Genomic DNA, 15,680 nt, shown 5'->3' with positions numbered 1-15,680 from the left:
GTAAACAAGAGAGGTTACACTTCTTTTTTTAACGGTACAGTGCGGACATTCATTCCATTGACTTCCACCGCGTCATTAAGTTCGATCACAAGGCAAGGCACACCGTCGATCATCTCTGTGCGCAGAAGATCCGGCCGGTCCGGATTGACCTGCACAGTCACATCCGGGGTTTTGACCTCGAATTTTCTCGTGTTCGCCACGTTGGTGATGAGAAGAGATTCTTTTTCACCCACATAGCTGTCATACTGATGGCTGAAATCCAAAAGCGCATCCTCGTCGGCCCCGTTTTGCTCAAGGATTTTTTTGACTTCCATCTTATCCAGGGTCACAGGTTCCGGAGAGTCCTGGTTGTCAAAGATAATTTCATTGAGTTTTTCGTGGATATTTTTAGCAGTCTCAAAATCGCAGTTTTCCTTCAGGGCATCTTCCACCATGGAATTAAAGGAGTTCTTTTGGCCCACAGCCGGAAGAGGAATATGGCACCCGAGGAACTGGTCAATGAATTCCTGCTGAAATTCCTTTGCGTTTTTGGAATAGTAGAGCAGTCCGTGGATATCCATGTTCCTGTCCGTAAATGCCGGAAAGAGGAAACCAACATCAGGCAGTTCCACGATCCAGTCCCGGATACGGTCTTCAATATTGTTTGTCTCGGCATTATAACAAAGTCCTGCTTTGGAGAGTTTCACCGGACAGAGAGCGCAGAGGATAAACTCGTACACTTCATCCGATGCATCGAACTGTTCCAGATTATCACTTCCCTTATTTGGAATATCATAGGCAGCGTGTATGAGGATAATGTAGTAGTTTTCCCCGTAAGAATAGTGCTCGATCACTTTATCGTAGAAATCCTCGATCAGGATGTCGTCTTTTAGCTGGCTTTTTTTCAGTTCCAGAAGATATGCCTGCGTTCCGTCCGCGCTCTCCTGTTCCAGAGGAAATTCCATGTTCAAAAGATTTTTCCCGATCGTACCGGAGAGGACTTTGCGGAAAATGTCAAAGTATTTAAACATTTCTTCTTCCGGGAGGGAGAGAAATGCTTTTTTCAGTTCTGTCTTTTTATTTTTTTCAGCGTCCACATAGCAGCCGCAGATGCGGGTAATGCTGCAGTTTGCAGGAGTAAACTGTTTTCGGATCTCCAGAACTTCTTTTTTATTCATATGTATGTCACCTCGTTTGTTCATGATCTCTGCACATTATAGCGGAATTTAAAATCCTGTGCAATGAGAAGGGGGATATTCTTTTGAAAAAGCAGAGGAGATGCTATACTAGTGTAAAGAAAAGGGGGAAAGCAATGAGAAGAAAAAGAACGGTGTGTTGTATTTTGATTATCGTGTTTGTCGTTTTTGCATGCCAGTTGACGGCCTTTGCCCGTGCAGGGGGCGGCGGGGGAGGCAGTCACAGCAGTGGCGGCAGTTCTTTGTCCGGCGGTTCTGCACATTCCGGTTACGGAAACTCTTCGGGAAGAGGCGGGCTTATTTCCTCTGTCATCCAGGGGGCAGGGTTTGCTGTGATTGCCTGTGCCGGTACGATTGTCTTTGTATATAAAGTACATAAAGCAAAAAGGGCCACAAAAAAGCAAATCGGAGCATTTGCAAAAGAAGAAGAAAACTGGGAGTATAAGGAACTGCAAAAAAGAGTAGAGGAGGCTTATTTTGAAGTACAGGAGTGCTGGAGGAGAAAGGATGTCAACTATGCAAAGGATTATCTGAGTAAAAATCTGATGGATGAGTTTCAAATGAAAATCGGGTGGATGGATGTAAGAAATGAAGAGGTTGTCCAAAAGGAGGTCACACTTTTGGGCGCAGATCTGTTGGACGCGCACAATGAGAAGGGGGAGGATGCAGATTATGTATGGTATCTGATTCACGGAAAGATGATTGGATATTATGTTGACAAGGACACAAAATTGATTGTGAGGGGCAGTGCAAAGCCGGAAAGTTTCTACGAATATTGGAAATTTGTCAGGGAGGATGGACGCTGGGTTTTGGACAAGATCAAACAGAAAAATGAAATAAGTATTGATCAATTTATTGATTTATAAATTTAACTTGAAAAAGCGGTGAAGTTGTGATAGGATAAATTTGTTCATCCGGGCAAAACGGATGAATCTCTGGAGAGTCTCTGAAAAAGAGCGCCGAAGGTGTAAGACGGCAGGAGCTGTTGATCTCTCAGGCAAAAGGACAGGGCATATCAACTTCATAACTTAAGGATGAAAAGTCATCCATATGAAAATATGCATATGTTCATTTTTAGAGACTGGACCAAAAGGGCCAGTCTTTTTGTGTATGAAGGCACGAAATCCCCTTACGTCGGGGAAATGAAAAAGGAATGAATGAGGAGGTTTTTGACGTATGGAGACTTTAACATCTTTAGTAAGTCAGGCAAGTGATTTTTTGTGGAATGTGATTTTGATCATCATTTTGTGTGGTACCGGAATCTACTATACATTTCGTCTGAAATTTATCCAGGTGAGAAAGTTTAAAGCTGGATTGAAACAGGTATTTGGAGGATTCACGCTCAAAGGACAGAAAGGAAAAGACGGAGAGATGACATCCTTTCAGTCCGTTGCCACAGCCATTGCTGCGCAGGTTGGAACCGGAAATCTGGCAGGTGCTGCCACTGCATTGATCGGAGGAGGGCCGGGAGCTATTTTCTGGATGTGGATGAGCGCATTTTTTGGAATGTCCACGATTTACGCGGAGGCTACACTGGCACAGAAATATAAGACAAAAAAAGACGGGGAAGTCACCGGGGGACCAGTGTATTACATCCGCGCTGCATTTACCGGGAAATTCGGGAAAGTGCTGGCAGGGATCTTTGCGGTGCTGATCATCATAGCTCTTGGATTTACGGGAAATATGGTACAGTCCAATTCCATCGGAAGTGCATTTTATGAAGTGTTTCAGGCAAGAAATATTGAGATTCCACAGCTTGCGGTAGGAATTGTGCTGGCAGTGATCAGTGGATTCATTTTCTTTGGAGGAGTTGGAAGACTTGCCTCTGTGGTAGAAAAACTGGTCCCTATAATGGCCGGTATCTATATTGTGGGAAGTCTGGCTTTGATTTTTATGAATATTACGGAAGTGCCAAATGCGTTTCGTATGATTTTTGTGGGAGCATTCAATCCCAAAGCAGTAGTAGGAGCAGGAGCAGGGATCGCAGTAAGGGAAGCAATCCGCTACGGTGTTGCAAGAGGACTTTTCTCCAATGAGGCAGGTATGGGTTCCACGCCTCATGCGCATGCAAGGGCGAGTGTTGAAAATCCGCATCAGCAAGGTCTTGCAGCTATGATCAGTGTGTTCATCGATACATTTATCATCCTGAACTTAACTGTATTTTCTATTCTGACAACAGGTGTGCTGGACAGCGGGAAGACAGGCACAGCGCTGACTCAGGCGGCATTTACAAATGCTTTTGGAGGAGCTGGAGATATCTTTGTGGCAATCTGCCTTTTCTTCTTTGCTTTCTCAACTATTCTCGGGTGGCATTTCTTTGGAAAGGTCAATGTAGAGTATCTGTTTGGCTCAAAAGCAGGAAAACTATATTCCTTGCTTGTGCTTGTTTTTGTAGTCGTTGGTTCTACTTTGAAAGTGGATTTTGTTTGGTCATTATCTGATTTCTTCAATGGACTGATGGTGATTCCGAACGCTATTGCCCTGTGGGCGCTAAGCGGAGTGGTTGTTGGAATCTACAAAAAATACGGAAAGAAAAAATAATACATAAAAAGATGCGCAATCGGCTTAAAAACCTTGCGCATCTTTTTGCATGAAATTAATTTCCGCAGATATCACAACCAAGGGAACAGCCCGTAGCAGTGCCTGCGCAGCCGCCAAGGGCAGTCTCCCTTAACTCGAACGGCAGGCTTTTTCCGACACGCAGCATGGCTTTTGCCATTTCGTCAAACGGAATCGGGAAACGCACACCTGCAAGTGTCATCTCCGCAGCAGTCAGAGCATTGGCGGCTCCGATGGAGTTTCTTGTCTGGCATGGGGACTCTACAAGCCCTGCGATCGGATCGCACACAAGACCAAGAAGATTGGAAATCGCAAGAGATGCAGCATTTAAACACTGCTCCTCATTACCGCCCATGAGCTCCACGATGGCGCTTGCAGCCATAGCGGAAGCAGATCCGACCTCTGCCTGACAGCCTGCTTCTGCACCGGATACAGAGGCGCTTTTCATAAGCAGATATCCGATGGCTGAGGCGTTTAAAAGTCCTCTGTAGATCATGGAGTCCGGCACCTGTTTGACTTCCTGGTAAGCAAGAAGAACTCCTGGGATCACGCCGGAACTGCCGGCTGTTGGGGCTGCCACGATAAGACCCATGGATGCATTCACCTCCAGAGTGGCGCAGGCGTATGCCATTGCACGGGAAAGAATAGGACCGCAAAGATTATTACCATTTTGCATATTTTCATATATGCCCTTTGCCTGGCCGCCTATGAGCCCGCCGATGGAAGATTTTGGGGTGTCTACTGGAGTTTTTGCCGCATGCTGCATGATCTCCCACACGCGCTCAAGTTTCTTTGTGATTGTCTCTTCGGACGCACCTCCAAGAATTTTTTCCCGGTCAAGCATGGCCCGGGAAATCGAAATATTTTCTTTTTTACACAGCTCAAGGAGCATTTCGCCTGTTAAAAAATCCATGTTCCCCTCCTACATCTGAATGAGCATCAATTCGCGGATGTGCTCATTTTCTTTGATAGCGTCAAGGCTTGCAGCCGGGATGGGCTCGTCCGATTCCACGATGGTGTACGCCTTGGCGCCTTTTTCTTCTCTGAAAAGCCGAAGAAAGGCAATGTTGACTTCATGTTTTGCAAGGCAATTGGTGATATGGGCAACAACACCAGGCTTATCCGTCTGCTGGATGATAAGTGTTGTGTATTCTCCTGTAAAGTCCACATCAATGCCGTCTATCTGGACAATCTTCATCTTCCCGCCGCCAATGGATTCTCCGCGCACAAAAAGGCGGTGTCCGTCTGCGCTCTCCATCAGGATGTCCGCGGTGTTTGGATGATTGACAACCGTTTTTTCATCAATGAGAAACTGATATTCCACGCCCTGTTCATCTGCGTGGGCAAATGCATCCCGAAGTCTTTCATCGTCTGTCTGGAAACCTAAGATTCCGCCAAGGAGCGCTTTGTCCGTTCCATGGCCTTTGTATGTCCGCGCAAAGGAGCCGTACAGCGTAAATGTAACCTTTTGGATCGGATGCTGAAACATCTTTTTTGACAAAAGTGCGATAGCACACGCTCCGGCAGTGTGGGAGCTGGAAGGTCCGATCATGTTTGGACCAATGACATCGAAAATACTGAGGAAATTCATAGTCGTATCCTTTCTGTTTTTCATTTTTTCAGAAATACTATAACATTTTTAGGGCACAGTGAAAAGCCAATATTGCGAACAAGCGCAAGGAGGAGTAAGATAAAACAAAATGACCAAAAAAGAATGATTGGAGAGATGAAGATGGAAAATAAGCGGACGCTCAAATGGTATCATGGAATTTTGGTGTTGGCCCTTGTGCTTGCAAGTATGTTCTTTGTAACACCTATCTTTGCAGGAAGTCTTGGATTTTATGCATCTTTTGTGGGAGAGATGTTTTTCCTTTTAGCATCAGTGTTCACAGTGTTGATTGCAGGAGGGGATTTTAAGAAAGTATTTCCTTTTTCTATGCCAAGGATTTCAAAAGTATTCGGAACACTGATCATGTGGCTTGGCTCATTTCTTGCAGTGATGGGGCTTACCATTCTCATGACTTATTTTTTCCCGGAGGAAGTGACGGAAATCGGCAGCAGCCTGAATGCGCAGTTTACAAGCGTTCCGTTTCTGGCATCCCTGTTTGTAGTGGCAGTAAGCCCGGCTGTATGCGAGGAGGCAGTATTCCGCGGAGTTTTATTGAGGAGCATTTATACAGACCGATGGAAATGGGCAGCAATTTTTATCTCAGGATTGGTGTTCGGATTTTTCCACGGCGGTTTCCGCTGGGTTCCCACTGCGTTTTTAGGATGGGTCCTGGCATATATCTGCCTTGAGACCGGAAATATTTTCTACAGCATGCTGTTCCACTTTGTAAACAATGCAGTGCCGCTTTTTGTGGCTTTTTCCAGCAGCCAGATGCTTACAGAGGCGGCAAGCCAGGAAGCGGCTTTGGAGACGATACCGATCGCCTCTGTGGGAATTTATATGGTGTTTGCAGCAGGCGCTCCTATGCTGCTTTATATCGGCAGTTACCTTCTGCACAAGGGGGATGTGGGGGCGCAAAAGGAATTGTTCGGAAAGGAAAAGCAGACCACATTTATTTTGCTTTTAGTGCTTACCTTTGCGATCGCAGTTGTGGGACTTATCATTTTCTTCACGGGAGTCCGGATGCAGCCGGAGTTGTTCGGGCAGTTTTAAAATTACAACTATGTGTTGAAGGATATTTTCTTAAAAGTATAATGTTGTTATAGAGTTCCTCTGTATTAAGGAGGAATACTGATTGGAACACAGAAAAGAATTTAAAGAGCTGACACTGAAAGACAACTTTATGTTTGGAGCAGTTATGATACAGGAAATATGTTAAGGCTCATTTCAAGGAGAGTTTGAAAGATTTTGAAGAAGTTCCGGATGCGTTAAAAGAAAAGATTATGGAACACTCCTGTCATCTAAAATTTTCATGCCATGTGAGGCATAATTTTAGGAAATAGCAAAATAGACAGGGGAATTCTATGTCAGTAAAAATCAGAACAAAAATATCGCGCGAAATATTGACATAAGATAAAGTTGATGCAAAAATTGAGTTATAAAAACAAAAGTCTGTCAATTGATTGAAGGTTCTCTACAATGATGAACCGGATGAGTCCGTGAAACCGCCTGAGATTAAAAATGTATTTCGCATCACATCTTTGACAGAGATAGAATAATTTTTGGAAAGAATGAAAGAAAAGAGGTGCTGAATTATGAAATTAATGTTTGCAGTCATACACGATGAAGACGCCAATAAGGCAGTAAAGAAATTGAACCAAAACAAACTAGGTGTAACCAAGCTTTCCAGCAGCGGTGGATTTTTAAAAAACGGAAATACAACGTTGATGATAGGAGTGGAGGATGAAAGGGTTGAAGAGGTGATGAAGATCCTGGAAAGTGAGTGTGCCAAGAGAACAGAAGTTGAGATTGCAGCGCCATATCCACCTGGAGGCATTCCGATGCTGAACTACTCAAATGTGCCGATCAAAGTAGAAGTTGGCGGAGCGACTGTGTTTGTGGTAGATGTGGAGGAATTCCGGAAGATATAAAGGAGTGTGGAAAGACAAGCGGGGGTGTCTATCGTATCCTTGGGAGTTTCACATGCATTTTCGTACCTTCTTCCGAAGAGGAGAGGACAGTGATATCCCCGCCATGTTCCCGAATGATAAGCCGGGCGCAGTATAAACCAATTCCCCGAGTCTGCTCATTTTCTCCTCTTTTAGAAACACCAAAATCAAATATGTGAGGAAGTATTTCGGGAGAAATGCCGCAGCCGGTATCCTGAAGGAAAATGGATACCCATGACTGTTCTGTTTTTGCGGACAGAGTGATCTCCCCTTCAAAAGGAGTGAAGTCCAAAGCGTTTATGAAAAGATTTTCCAGTACGCTCTGAAGTCTTTGAAAATCTCCGTATATGAGTGCGTCCTGATTTGGCGGATTCAAAACAAAATAAATTCCGGACGCATCAGCATCTGCTTTGTATATTTGGTAGAAATCTTTGAGGAAGACTGAGAGAAGCAAGGGCTCTTTTTTAGAGGACAGTCTTTCAAGAGTAAGAAAAGTGGAGAGTTCGGATACTCTTTTTTTCAATTCTGCATTTTTTGATTCCATAATTTTCAGATATGGTTCCAATTCTGCGGTTGTGCGTATATTCAAATCCCGCATCATATCCAAATACATGTGCATGGTGGATAAAGGGGCCTTTAAATTGTGAGCTGCATTGGTCAACAGTTTCTGTTTTTCCGCATCCAGAGAAATCTGTTGTTTTGTCCATCTTGCATCAAGAAAGGCCAGGTGTTTTGCAAGTGAGGCATTTCCGACCTGCCTTTGATAACCGAAAAATAGAATTTCCAGACAGTAAAAAAGCAGTAGGAGAAGACAGCAAAAATCTAAATATCTTCCCGGCAGAAGAAAATTTGAAAAATATGTCGACAGCAGTTCAAAAAGGATGGATAACCCAAGGAGAATATTTGCGCATTGGAGAAAATAATGGAGGATGCCTCGGTAAAGTGTCCGGATAGCGGAAAAGATCAGGTATAATGCAAGGAACATTGCACCGGCGCGAACAAAAGAAGTATACTGGTCATAAATGTTTGTGTCTGCAAATGAAAGAAACAGCGGGTGAAAACATGCCAGGGTGCACATGAATAAAGAAAAAAGAGCAGGTATTGGCAGACCTGACTTTTTCCGTTTCAAATTAGAAGGTGTCTGGTCAGAAAGAACGATAAAAAATAACATAAATAAAATACTGCTTTTCCGGAGAAAACTAAGTGCTACCGACGGACAGGAGGTCAACATCCAAAAGAAAGAACTGCCACTGTGAAGGACAAAGAAAAATGCCGCTGCACAGAAACAGGAGATCATCGCCATTTTGTCCCGACATAAATTCGACAGGACAAACAATACGATAAAAATGACAACAGAGCAGAAAAATAAAAGGGAATAGAAAATAAGGCGCAGAAAAATAAAACTACAGATATTTTTGTGCTGTCCAAGAATAGGAAAAGGAAGGAGTTCTTTTTGGATAGAATCGTACAGAGAAGAATTGATCTGAACACAATAAGTCTGGTCAGCAGGCAGAGAGTAAGCCCATCCCCGGGTACACAAAAGAGACCTCCCATTTTTAAAAGGGCGGTTTGGGGATGTGGAAATACATTGTACGAAAACTTGTGAATCGTTTGAAACACCAGGTATCAGCAATGACAGCGGAGTATTGGACTGCTGTTCCACACTGATTTGGTAGGCAGCTTTGCTGTCGAATGTCCGTAAATGTTTCCAGCCATCAAAAAGGGGAATCACTATATGCTCTTTTGGGGCAGTTTCAGAAACAGATAAAATACCATGCTTGTAGGTGATCAGACTGCCCGAAGTTTGGGTATCAACTTTTGTATCCAGTAAAAACAAAACGAAGATGACAGAGACAATCGCAAAAAACGGAAAGAGATGACGTGCAATTGTATGTCTGCAACAGTGTCCGTTTGTTTTATGTTGAAGCAAAAAAATAGCCATCACCCCATTTCGTCTGAATATAAGAATGCTCCGGATAAGCATTCTCCAGTTTTTTTCTCAACTGGACAATATGTACCTGAACCGTATGATTCTTTTTTAAGAATGGCAGTTTCCAGATTCTTTCATACAGTTCCTGCTGAGAAAACGGTTGGTTTGGGTGAAGGGCTAAAAATTTCAGGATGGAAAACTCACTGTCTGTCAGAGGAACCGGTTTGTCAAAAATGGTCACAAAATGCTGTTCCAGATTGATGGCCAAAGGAGGGTAATGCAGGATCTGCAGATTCTGTTTGGTCCTTGCCTGTATCCTCGCCTCAAGTTCGGAGAGCCTGTACGGTTTTGCCATGTAATCGTCTGCACCGCTGGCAAAGCCTTTGAGCAGGTGTTCTTCCTCACCTAAGTTTGTAAGGCAGATGATAGGGATGGAATACTGCTCTTTTATTTCTCTGCAAAAAAGAAATCCATCCATATCATCCAGAAGGATGTCAAGCAGGATGCAGTCAAAAGAGATGCGGGAAAGCAGATCTCTGGCTTCTCTGGCTGTTTTCGCTGTATATACTTCATATCCATGTCCTTCAAGATAAGAAAGATTGATAGCGAGTACGGCCTCGTCGTCATCTACAGATAAAATACGCAGCATTGATCCTCCCTCCTTTCATGCGGCCTTTTGTCGGTAAATGTAGAATCAATATTCGTACATGACTATATCACAAGCACGGTCATATATAAAGAAAACAGAATCACAAGAATTCACAAGAATATACCGGGGGGGGGGTAAAAGGGAGGGGCATATAATAGAAAAATAAAGACAAAAATGTGGAGAATAAAATGATTTTATAAATAATTCATTGCAGTATGAAAACATAGGGAATAAAATAAAAGATTGAATTATATATAAATGAAATACAGGAAGGATAAAAGGAATGAAGAAAATATGGACCAAACCGGCAGTGCGGTGGAGCTTGTGTCTTCTGTGCTGTCTTTTGTGGGGGAGCGCATTTCCGTGCGTAAAAATCGGATATGAATGGTTTCACATCAGTGAAACAGGAAGCCAGGTGCTCTTTGCCGGATACCGGTTTTTTCTGGCAGGAGTGCTGACATTTTTGTTTGGATGGGCAGCTGAGAAGAAAATCCCAAAACTTTCCAAAGATGCAGCGGGTCCAGTTCTTGTGTTTGGATTTTTTCAGACAGCAGTACAGTATTTTTTCTTTTATGTAGGCATGGCCAATACAACCGGAGTCAAGGGATCGGTCATCAATGCGTCCTATGCATTTGTGTCTATCATAGCAGCTCACTTTATTTTGAAAGAAAAGTTAAACTGGCAAAAAGGGGTGGGATGCCTTGTGGGAGTGGCGGGAGTCATCCTTATCAATCTTTCCCCCGGAGCCTTTGGAGAGGGGTTTGCCTGGAATGGGGAAGGAATGATCGTCATCTGTACGACTGTGTATGGGCTGTGCGCAGTCGCGGCAAAATTTGTGGCAAAATACGCGGACGCCATGACTATGACAGCGTATCAGCTCATGTTCGGCGGCAGTGTTTTGACAGTGGCAGGCTTTCTTATGGGAGGAAAGATAGGATATGTTGATGGAAAATCACTGGCACTGCTCATCTATATGGCACTTCTGTCCGCAGTGGCGTTTACACTTTGGACTGTGCTGCTCAAGTATAATCCGGTGGGAAAGGTGACGATCTTTGGTTTCAGCATTCCCATTTTCGGCTCTGTTTTGTCCGCTGTTTTTATGGGAGAAAAGCTTTTTTCGTGGAAAAACCTTGCAGCTCTTTTACTTGTCAGTGCAGGGATCATCATGGTAAACAAAGTTTCAAAAGATAAGGGGGAACATGATGTTTTATAAGATAGCAGATTGTGTGGTGGAGTATGATCCGCTGTATGAAATGATGCGGCGTAAAATGGTGCCGTACCAGTGCGAGAAACAAAAGAGGGATATCGCTATTACAATTTCCGAAGAATTTTGTATGAACAAGCAAAAGGAGAATCCGCATTTGTCCTTGGAGCAGTGTGAATACATTTTTGCGGGGATTCAGTTCTACGGTAAACTTTTAAGATATGGAGGATTTGTGCTGCATGCATCCGCTGTGGTTGTGGATGGGGAGGCATATCTTTTTTCCGCTGACAGCGGAACAGGGAAATCGACCCACACAAAATTGTGGCAGTCTTATTTTGGCGAGGACAAGGCAGTGATCATCAATGATGACAAGCCTGCAATACGGATTGAAAAGGGCGGGTGCATGGTATATGGCACTCCATTCAGCGGCAAGACGGATGAAAACCGGAATCAAAAGGCAGTCCTTCGGGGAATATGTATGCTGGAAAGGGGAGAGGAAAATCAGATCCGCGCGATTTCTCCAAAAGAGGCTTTGCCACTTCTTATGAGGCAGACGCTCCTGCCAGTGCACGAGGATGTTGTGGACGAGTTGTTTTCGATGCTTGATGCGGTTCTGAAAAAAGTGCCGATCTACCGGATGGAGTGCAATATTTCAGAAGAAGCGGCTGTGATGGCTTACAAGACGATGGGAAGAAAGGATGAAGGAAAGACTTGTGGATAGTTTACTGGAGAAGGCTTTAAAAGAAAAAGGGTATATTATCAATGCTCCTGTGGGTGAGAGCATGCTGCCTCTCATACGGCCGGACCGGGATACCGTTGTGCTAAAAAGGTTTGAGGGACAAGCAAAGAAATATGATATTGTCCTGTATAAGAGAGCTAATGCAACATACGTTCTTCACCGTATCCTTGCCATTTTGCCGGAAGGATATGTGCTTTGCGGGGATAATCAGTGGGTGCGGGAGTATGGGGTGAAAAAAGAGCAGATTCTGGCTGTTATGGAAGGGTTTTACCGGGATGAAAAGTATATTGATGTCCATTCAGGAAAATATTGCCTGTATACAAAATTTTGGTGCCTTTCCCTTTCCGCAAGAAAATGTCTGCTGCTTTTGTACCGGATGCTGAACAGGATAAAAAGTACTTGAATAATATACAGGAGAGGATTATAATTAAAAGCTGAAAATATAAAAGGATTCTTCGGGGTCGGGTGAAAGTCCCAACTGGCGGTACAGTCCGCGACCCGTCCGTTCTTTCGGGCGGCTGATTTGGTGATTTCCTTTGTGGGAAAGATTCCAAAACCAACAGTAAAGTCTGGATGAAAGAAGAAACGTACATGCTCAGAAAAAATTTTGAGCCCCGGATTTTGGTATCCGGGGTTTTTGTGATGTATGGCTATTTTCAGAAGAATTCCTTTGAAAAAAAGGAGAGAAAAAAATGAGTACAAAGACAATCAGTCAAAAAAACGGTAACACAAGAACGAAAACCATCGCACAGATATCCATGCTGTCCGCGGCAGCTGTGATATTGATGCTGTTTGAGTTTCCGCTTCCATTTATTGCTCCAACTTTTTATGAGCTGGATTTCAGTGAGATACCGGTCCTTATCGGAGCGTTTGCCATGGGGCCTTTGGCCGGTGTGGTTGTGGAAGGGGTGAAGATTCTTCTGAATTTGGCGATTAATGGCACCATCACGGCAGGGGTGGGAGAACTTGCAAACTTTATTATGGGCTGTGCGTTTGTCGTGCCTGCCGGCCTTATTTACCGTAACAGGAAGACAAGAAAGCATGCAATTTTAGGACTTTGTGCAGGAACCGTGACAATGACCGTGGTTGCGTGTATAATCAATGCATATGTACTTCTTCCTGCATACGGGGCGGCATTTTCCATGCCAGTGGATGCGTTTATTGAGATGGGAAGTGCGATCAACGGAAATATCCACAGCCTTCTTGGATTTGTGATGATCGCAGTGGCGCCGTTCAATCTGATCAAGGCTGTGATAGATTCCGCGGTAGTTGTGCTGATATATAAAAAGATTAGTCCGGTCTTTAAGATGAGCCGGTGATGAATCAAAGGGCAGATGAAAAGAATGGAAATGATAAGAACAGAAAATTTGGTCTATGAATATGAAAAACATGACGATGAGGGCAATGTGGTTGGAATGCAGCGCGCCATCGATGATGTAGGGCTGCACATAAAACCGGGACAATTCATTGCAATCCTTGGACACAATGGATCCGGCAAATCCACGCTGGCAAAGCATATGAACGCTATTCTTGTCCCGACAGGGGGCACGATGTGGGTGGATGGAAAGGATACAAAAAAAGAGGAAAATCTTTGGGATGTGCGCCAGAGCGCGGGCATGGTGTTCCAGAACCCGGACAACCAGATCATCGCCACAGTTGTGGAGGAGGATGTGGGATTCGGTCCGGAGAATTTAGGGGTTCCGACAGAGGAAATCTGGGAACGTGTGGAAGAGAGTTTAAAGTCCGTGGGCATGCTGGAGTACAGACACCGATCTCCGAACAAGCTTTCCGGAGGGCAGAAACAAAGGGTTGCCATCGCAGGGGTTGTGGCCATGCACCCAAAATGTATCGTGCTCGATGAGCCGACAGCCATGCTTGACCCAAACGGAAGAAAAGATGTGCTGAGGACTGTGCACAGGCTGCATGAACAGGAGCATGTGACCGTCATCCTGATCACCCATTACATGGAGGAAGTGGTGGATGCGGACCATGTGATCGTGATGGATCATGGCAAAATTGTCATGCAGGGCACGCCAAGAGAAATTTTTTCTAAGGTGGAAACATTAAAAGAGTATCGTCTGGACGTGCCGCAGGTGACTATGCTGGCACACGAGCTGAAAAAGCGCGGACTTCCGATCAAAGACGGGATTCTGCGCAGAGAAGAGTTGGTGGAAGAATTATGTCGATTAAATTAGAACATATCAATTATATATACAGCGAGGGGACAGCATACGAGAAGGCTGCCATAAAGGATATCTGCCTGGAGATCAAAGAGGGAGAGTTCATTGGCATCATCGGGCATACAGGCTCCGGGAAATCCACGCTGATACAACATTTAAACGGAATTTTAAAGGCCACAAGCGGAGAGCTGTACTGCAATGGGAAAAACATCTACGAGGAAGGATATCCTATGAAGGAGCTGCGCAATTATGTCGGGCTTGTTTTCCAGTATCCGGAACATCAGCTCTTTGAGGTGGATGTGATGAAGGATGTCTGTTTTGGACCGAAAAACCAAGGAATTTCCCCGGAAGAATGCGAAAAGCGGGCCAGGGAGGCGCTGGAGTTGGTTGGGCTTAAGGAAAAATATTACACCCGTTCCCCGTTTGATCTCTCGGGCGGACAAAAAAGAAGAGCAGCTATTGCCGGGGTGCTCGCCATGCATCCACAGGTGCTTGTTCTGGATGAGCCAACTGCAGGACTTGATCCAAAAGGAAGGGACGATATTTTAGAACAGATTTCCATGCTCCACAAAAGGACCAACATGACGGTCATTCTTGTGTCCCACAGTATGGAGGATATCGCAAAATATGTGGACCGCATTATTGTGATGAATAAAGGGGAAGTGATGTATGAAGGAAAGCCAAAAGAGGTTTTTCGCCATTACAAAGAGCTGGAGAAGATTGGTCTTGCTGCTCCGCAAGTCACATATGTGATGAAAGAGCTCAAAGAAAAAGGGATTCCTGTGTCTGATGACGCCACGACTGTGGAGGAGGCTGTAGAAGAAATCTTAAGAGGGATGAAAGGAGCCGTAAAATGATTCGAGATATTACGATCGGACAGTATTATCCTGCCAATAGTATCATCCACCGGCTTGACCCAAGGGTAAAGATTGTCTGTACATTGATTTATATGATCTCACTTTTTGTGATAAACAATGTTTGCGGATATGCGCTGGCGCTTTTGTTTTTGGTCTTTGTCATCAAAGCATCCGGAGTGCCGTTTAAATTTATCGTCAAAGGCTTAAAACCCATTGTCGTGCTGCTGCTCATCACAGTTCTCTTCAACCTGTTTTTAACGGGTACAGGGACCATTTTATTCCAGGCAGGATTTTTAAAGATTACGGACCAGGGGCTGCGCACAGCGGTTTTCATGGCAGTAAGGCTTGTGTTCCTTATTATGGGAGCATCGATTATGACTTTTACAACAACGCCGAATGCATTGACGGACGGTATTGAAAAACTTTTGCATCCATTGAACAAGATCAAAGTTCCTGTGCACGAAGTGGCCATGATGATGTCCATTGCTTTAAGGTTTATTCCGATTCTTCTGGAGGAGACGGACAAGATCATGAAGGCCCAGATTGCAAGAGGGGCTGATTTTGAGAGTGGAAATATCATTCAGAGGGCAAAGAGTATGATCCCGATCCTTGTGCCATTGTTTGTGTCTGCATTCCGAAGAGCCAATGACCTGGCGCTGGCTATGGAGGCAAGATGTTACAGGGGAGGGGAAGGCAGAACAAAAATGAAACCGCTCCTTTACAAAAACAGGGACTATATGGCATATGCGGGAATGATCCTCTACACGATTGCGGTGGTCATCGTGGGCAGAGTTCTTTCGTTCCATGTGTGGATTTTTTAGCCCGGAAG

General features: G+C 44.4%; 16 protein-coding genes and 2 riboswitches. Of the genes, 11 read left to right on the top strand and 5 right to left on the bottom strand.

The features are described from left to right. Positions 1-14: 14 nt before the first annotated feature. Complete coding sequence (locus tag B5F18_RS07645; RefSeq protein WP_087157094.1) at positions 15-1,157, bottom strand: DUF4317 domain-containing protein; 1,143 nt, start codon at positions 1,155-1,157, stop codon at positions 15-17. A 134-nt stretch (positions 1,158-1,291) separates the two neighbouring features. Here B5F18_RS07645 and B5F18_RS07640 point away from each other — a divergent pair, with 134 nt between their 5' ends. Both B5F18_RS07640 and B5F18_RS07635 read left to right on the top strand, forming a co-directional pair. Continuing rightward, entirely contained in the window at positions 1,292-2,041 is a 750-nt protein-coding gene (locus tag B5F18_RS07640; protein ID WP_087157093.1) for a Tim44 domain-containing protein, read from the top strand. A gap of 59 nt (positions 2,042-2,100) precedes the next feature. Next, a riboswitch (glycine riboswitch) is annotated at positions 2,101-2,194 on the top strand. A 157-nt stretch (positions 2,195-2,351) separates the two neighbouring features. Continuing rightward, complete coding sequence (locus tag B5F18_RS07635; protein WP_087157092.1) at positions 2,352-3,716, top strand: alanine/glycine:cation symporter family protein; 1,365 nt, start codon at positions 2,352-2,354, stop codon at positions 3,714-3,716. A gap of 55 nt (positions 3,717-3,771) precedes the next feature. Here B5F18_RS07635 and sdaAA read toward each other — a convergent pair whose 3' ends face one another. Further along, positions 3,772-4,647 (bottom strand): L-serine ammonia-lyase, iron-sulfur-dependent, subunit alpha, encoded by an 876-nt coding sequence (gene sdaAA, locus B5F18_RS07630; protein WP_087157091.1) that lies wholly within the window; start codon positions 4,645-4,647, stop codon positions 3,772-3,774. Between the two features lie 9 nt (positions 4,648-4,656). Next, on the bottom strand, positions 4,657-5,325 hold the full coding sequence (sdaAB, locus tag B5F18_RS07625; protein ID WP_087157090.1) for an L-serine ammonia-lyase, iron-sulfur-dependent subunit beta: 669 nt from the start codon (positions 5,323-5,325) through the stop codon (positions 4,657-4,659). 141 nt (positions 5,326-5,466) lie between these two features. Between sdaAB and B5F18_RS07620 the strand changes: the two genes are divergently transcribed. Further along, positions 5,467-6,396, top strand: coding sequence for a type II CAAX endopeptidase family protein (locus B5F18_RS07620; RefSeq protein WP_162607563.1), 930 nt, complete (start codon positions 5,467-5,469; stop codon positions 6,394-6,396). A gap of 542 nt (positions 6,397-6,938) precedes the next feature. After that, on the top strand, positions 6,939-7,274 hold the full coding sequence (locus B5F18_RS07615) for a cyclic-di-AMP receptor (protein WP_087157088.1): 336 nt from the start codon (positions 6,939-6,941) through the stop codon (positions 7,272-7,274). A 28-nt stretch (positions 7,275-7,302) separates the two neighbouring features. Here B5F18_RS07615 and B5F18_RS12500 read toward each other — a convergent pair whose 3' ends face one another. Both B5F18_RS12500 and B5F18_RS07605 read right to left on the bottom strand, forming a co-directional pair. Continuing rightward, a complete protein-coding gene (locus B5F18_RS12500) occupies positions 7,303-8,463 on the bottom strand; it encodes a sensor histidine kinase (protein WP_162607562.1) in 1,161 nt (386 codons plus the stop codon). Between the two features lie 745 nt (positions 8,464-9,208). Continuing rightward, the gene (locus B5F18_RS07605) at positions 9,209-9,871 is read right to left on the bottom strand and encodes a response regulator transcription factor (protein WP_087157086.1); all 663 of its coding nucleotides are present in this window, start codon (positions 9,869-9,871) and stop codon (positions 9,209-9,211) included. A 283-nt stretch (positions 9,872-10,154) separates the two neighbouring features. On the opposite strand from B5F18_RS07605, the gene B5F18_RS07600 reads away from it, so the two are divergent. The 7 genes from B5F18_RS07600 (at position 10,155) to B5F18_RS07570 (ending at position 15,672) form a co-directional block, all read left to right on the top strand. After that, positions 10,155-11,084 (top strand): DMT family transporter, encoded by a 930-nt coding sequence (locus tag B5F18_RS07600; protein WP_087157085.1) that lies wholly within the window; start codon positions 10,155-10,157, stop codon positions 11,082-11,084. Further along, on the top strand, positions 11,074-11,796 hold the full coding sequence (locus B5F18_RS07595; protein ID WP_087157084.1) for a hypothetical protein: 723 nt from the start codon (positions 11,074-11,076) through the stop codon (positions 11,794-11,796). The genes B5F18_RS07600 and B5F18_RS07595 overlap by 11 nt, the downstream gene beginning before the upstream one ends. Beyond that, positions 11,774-12,217 (top strand): S24/S26 family peptidase, encoded by a 444-nt coding sequence (locus B5F18_RS07590; RefSeq protein WP_087157083.1) that lies wholly within the window; start codon positions 11,774-11,776, stop codon positions 12,215-12,217. The genes B5F18_RS07595 and B5F18_RS07590 overlap by 23 nt, the downstream gene beginning before the upstream one ends. 44 nt (positions 12,218-12,261) lie before the next feature. Further along, positions 12,262-12,403, top strand: a riboswitch (FMN riboswitch). Positions 12,404-12,506: 103 nt separating this feature from the next. Next, on the top strand, positions 12,507-13,133 hold the full coding sequence (locus tag B5F18_RS07585) for an ECF transporter S component (RefSeq protein WP_087157082.1): 627 nt from the start codon (positions 12,507-12,509) through the stop codon (positions 13,131-13,133). Between the two features lie 24 nt (positions 13,134-13,157). After that, a complete protein-coding gene (locus B5F18_RS07580; protein ID WP_087157081.1) occupies positions 13,158-14,009 on the top strand; it encodes an energy-coupling factor transporter ATPase in 852 nt (283 codons plus the stop codon). After that, positions 13,994-14,851 carry an energy-coupling factor transporter ATPase gene (locus B5F18_RS07575; protein ID WP_087157080.1) on the top strand — a complete coding sequence of 286 codons (858 nt, stop codon included), beginning with the start codon at positions 13,994-13,996 and terminating at the stop codon, positions 14,849-14,851. The genes B5F18_RS07580 and B5F18_RS07575 overlap by 16 nt, the downstream gene beginning before the upstream one ends. Further along, entirely contained in the window at positions 14,848-15,672 is an 825-nt protein-coding gene (locus tag B5F18_RS07570; RefSeq protein WP_087157079.1) for an energy-coupling factor transporter transmembrane component T family protein, read from the top strand. The genes B5F18_RS07575 and B5F18_RS07570 overlap by 4 nt, the downstream gene beginning before the upstream one ends. Positions 15,673-15,680: the final 8 nt, after the last annotated feature.

Source organism: Lachnoclostridium sp. An181, from assembly GCF_002160325.1.
Lineage (GTDB): Bacteria > Bacillota > Clostridia > Lachnospirales > Lachnospiraceae > An181.
Note: the sequence above shows the minus strand (reverse complement) of the source record. Positions and strands in the feature narration are given on the sequence as shown.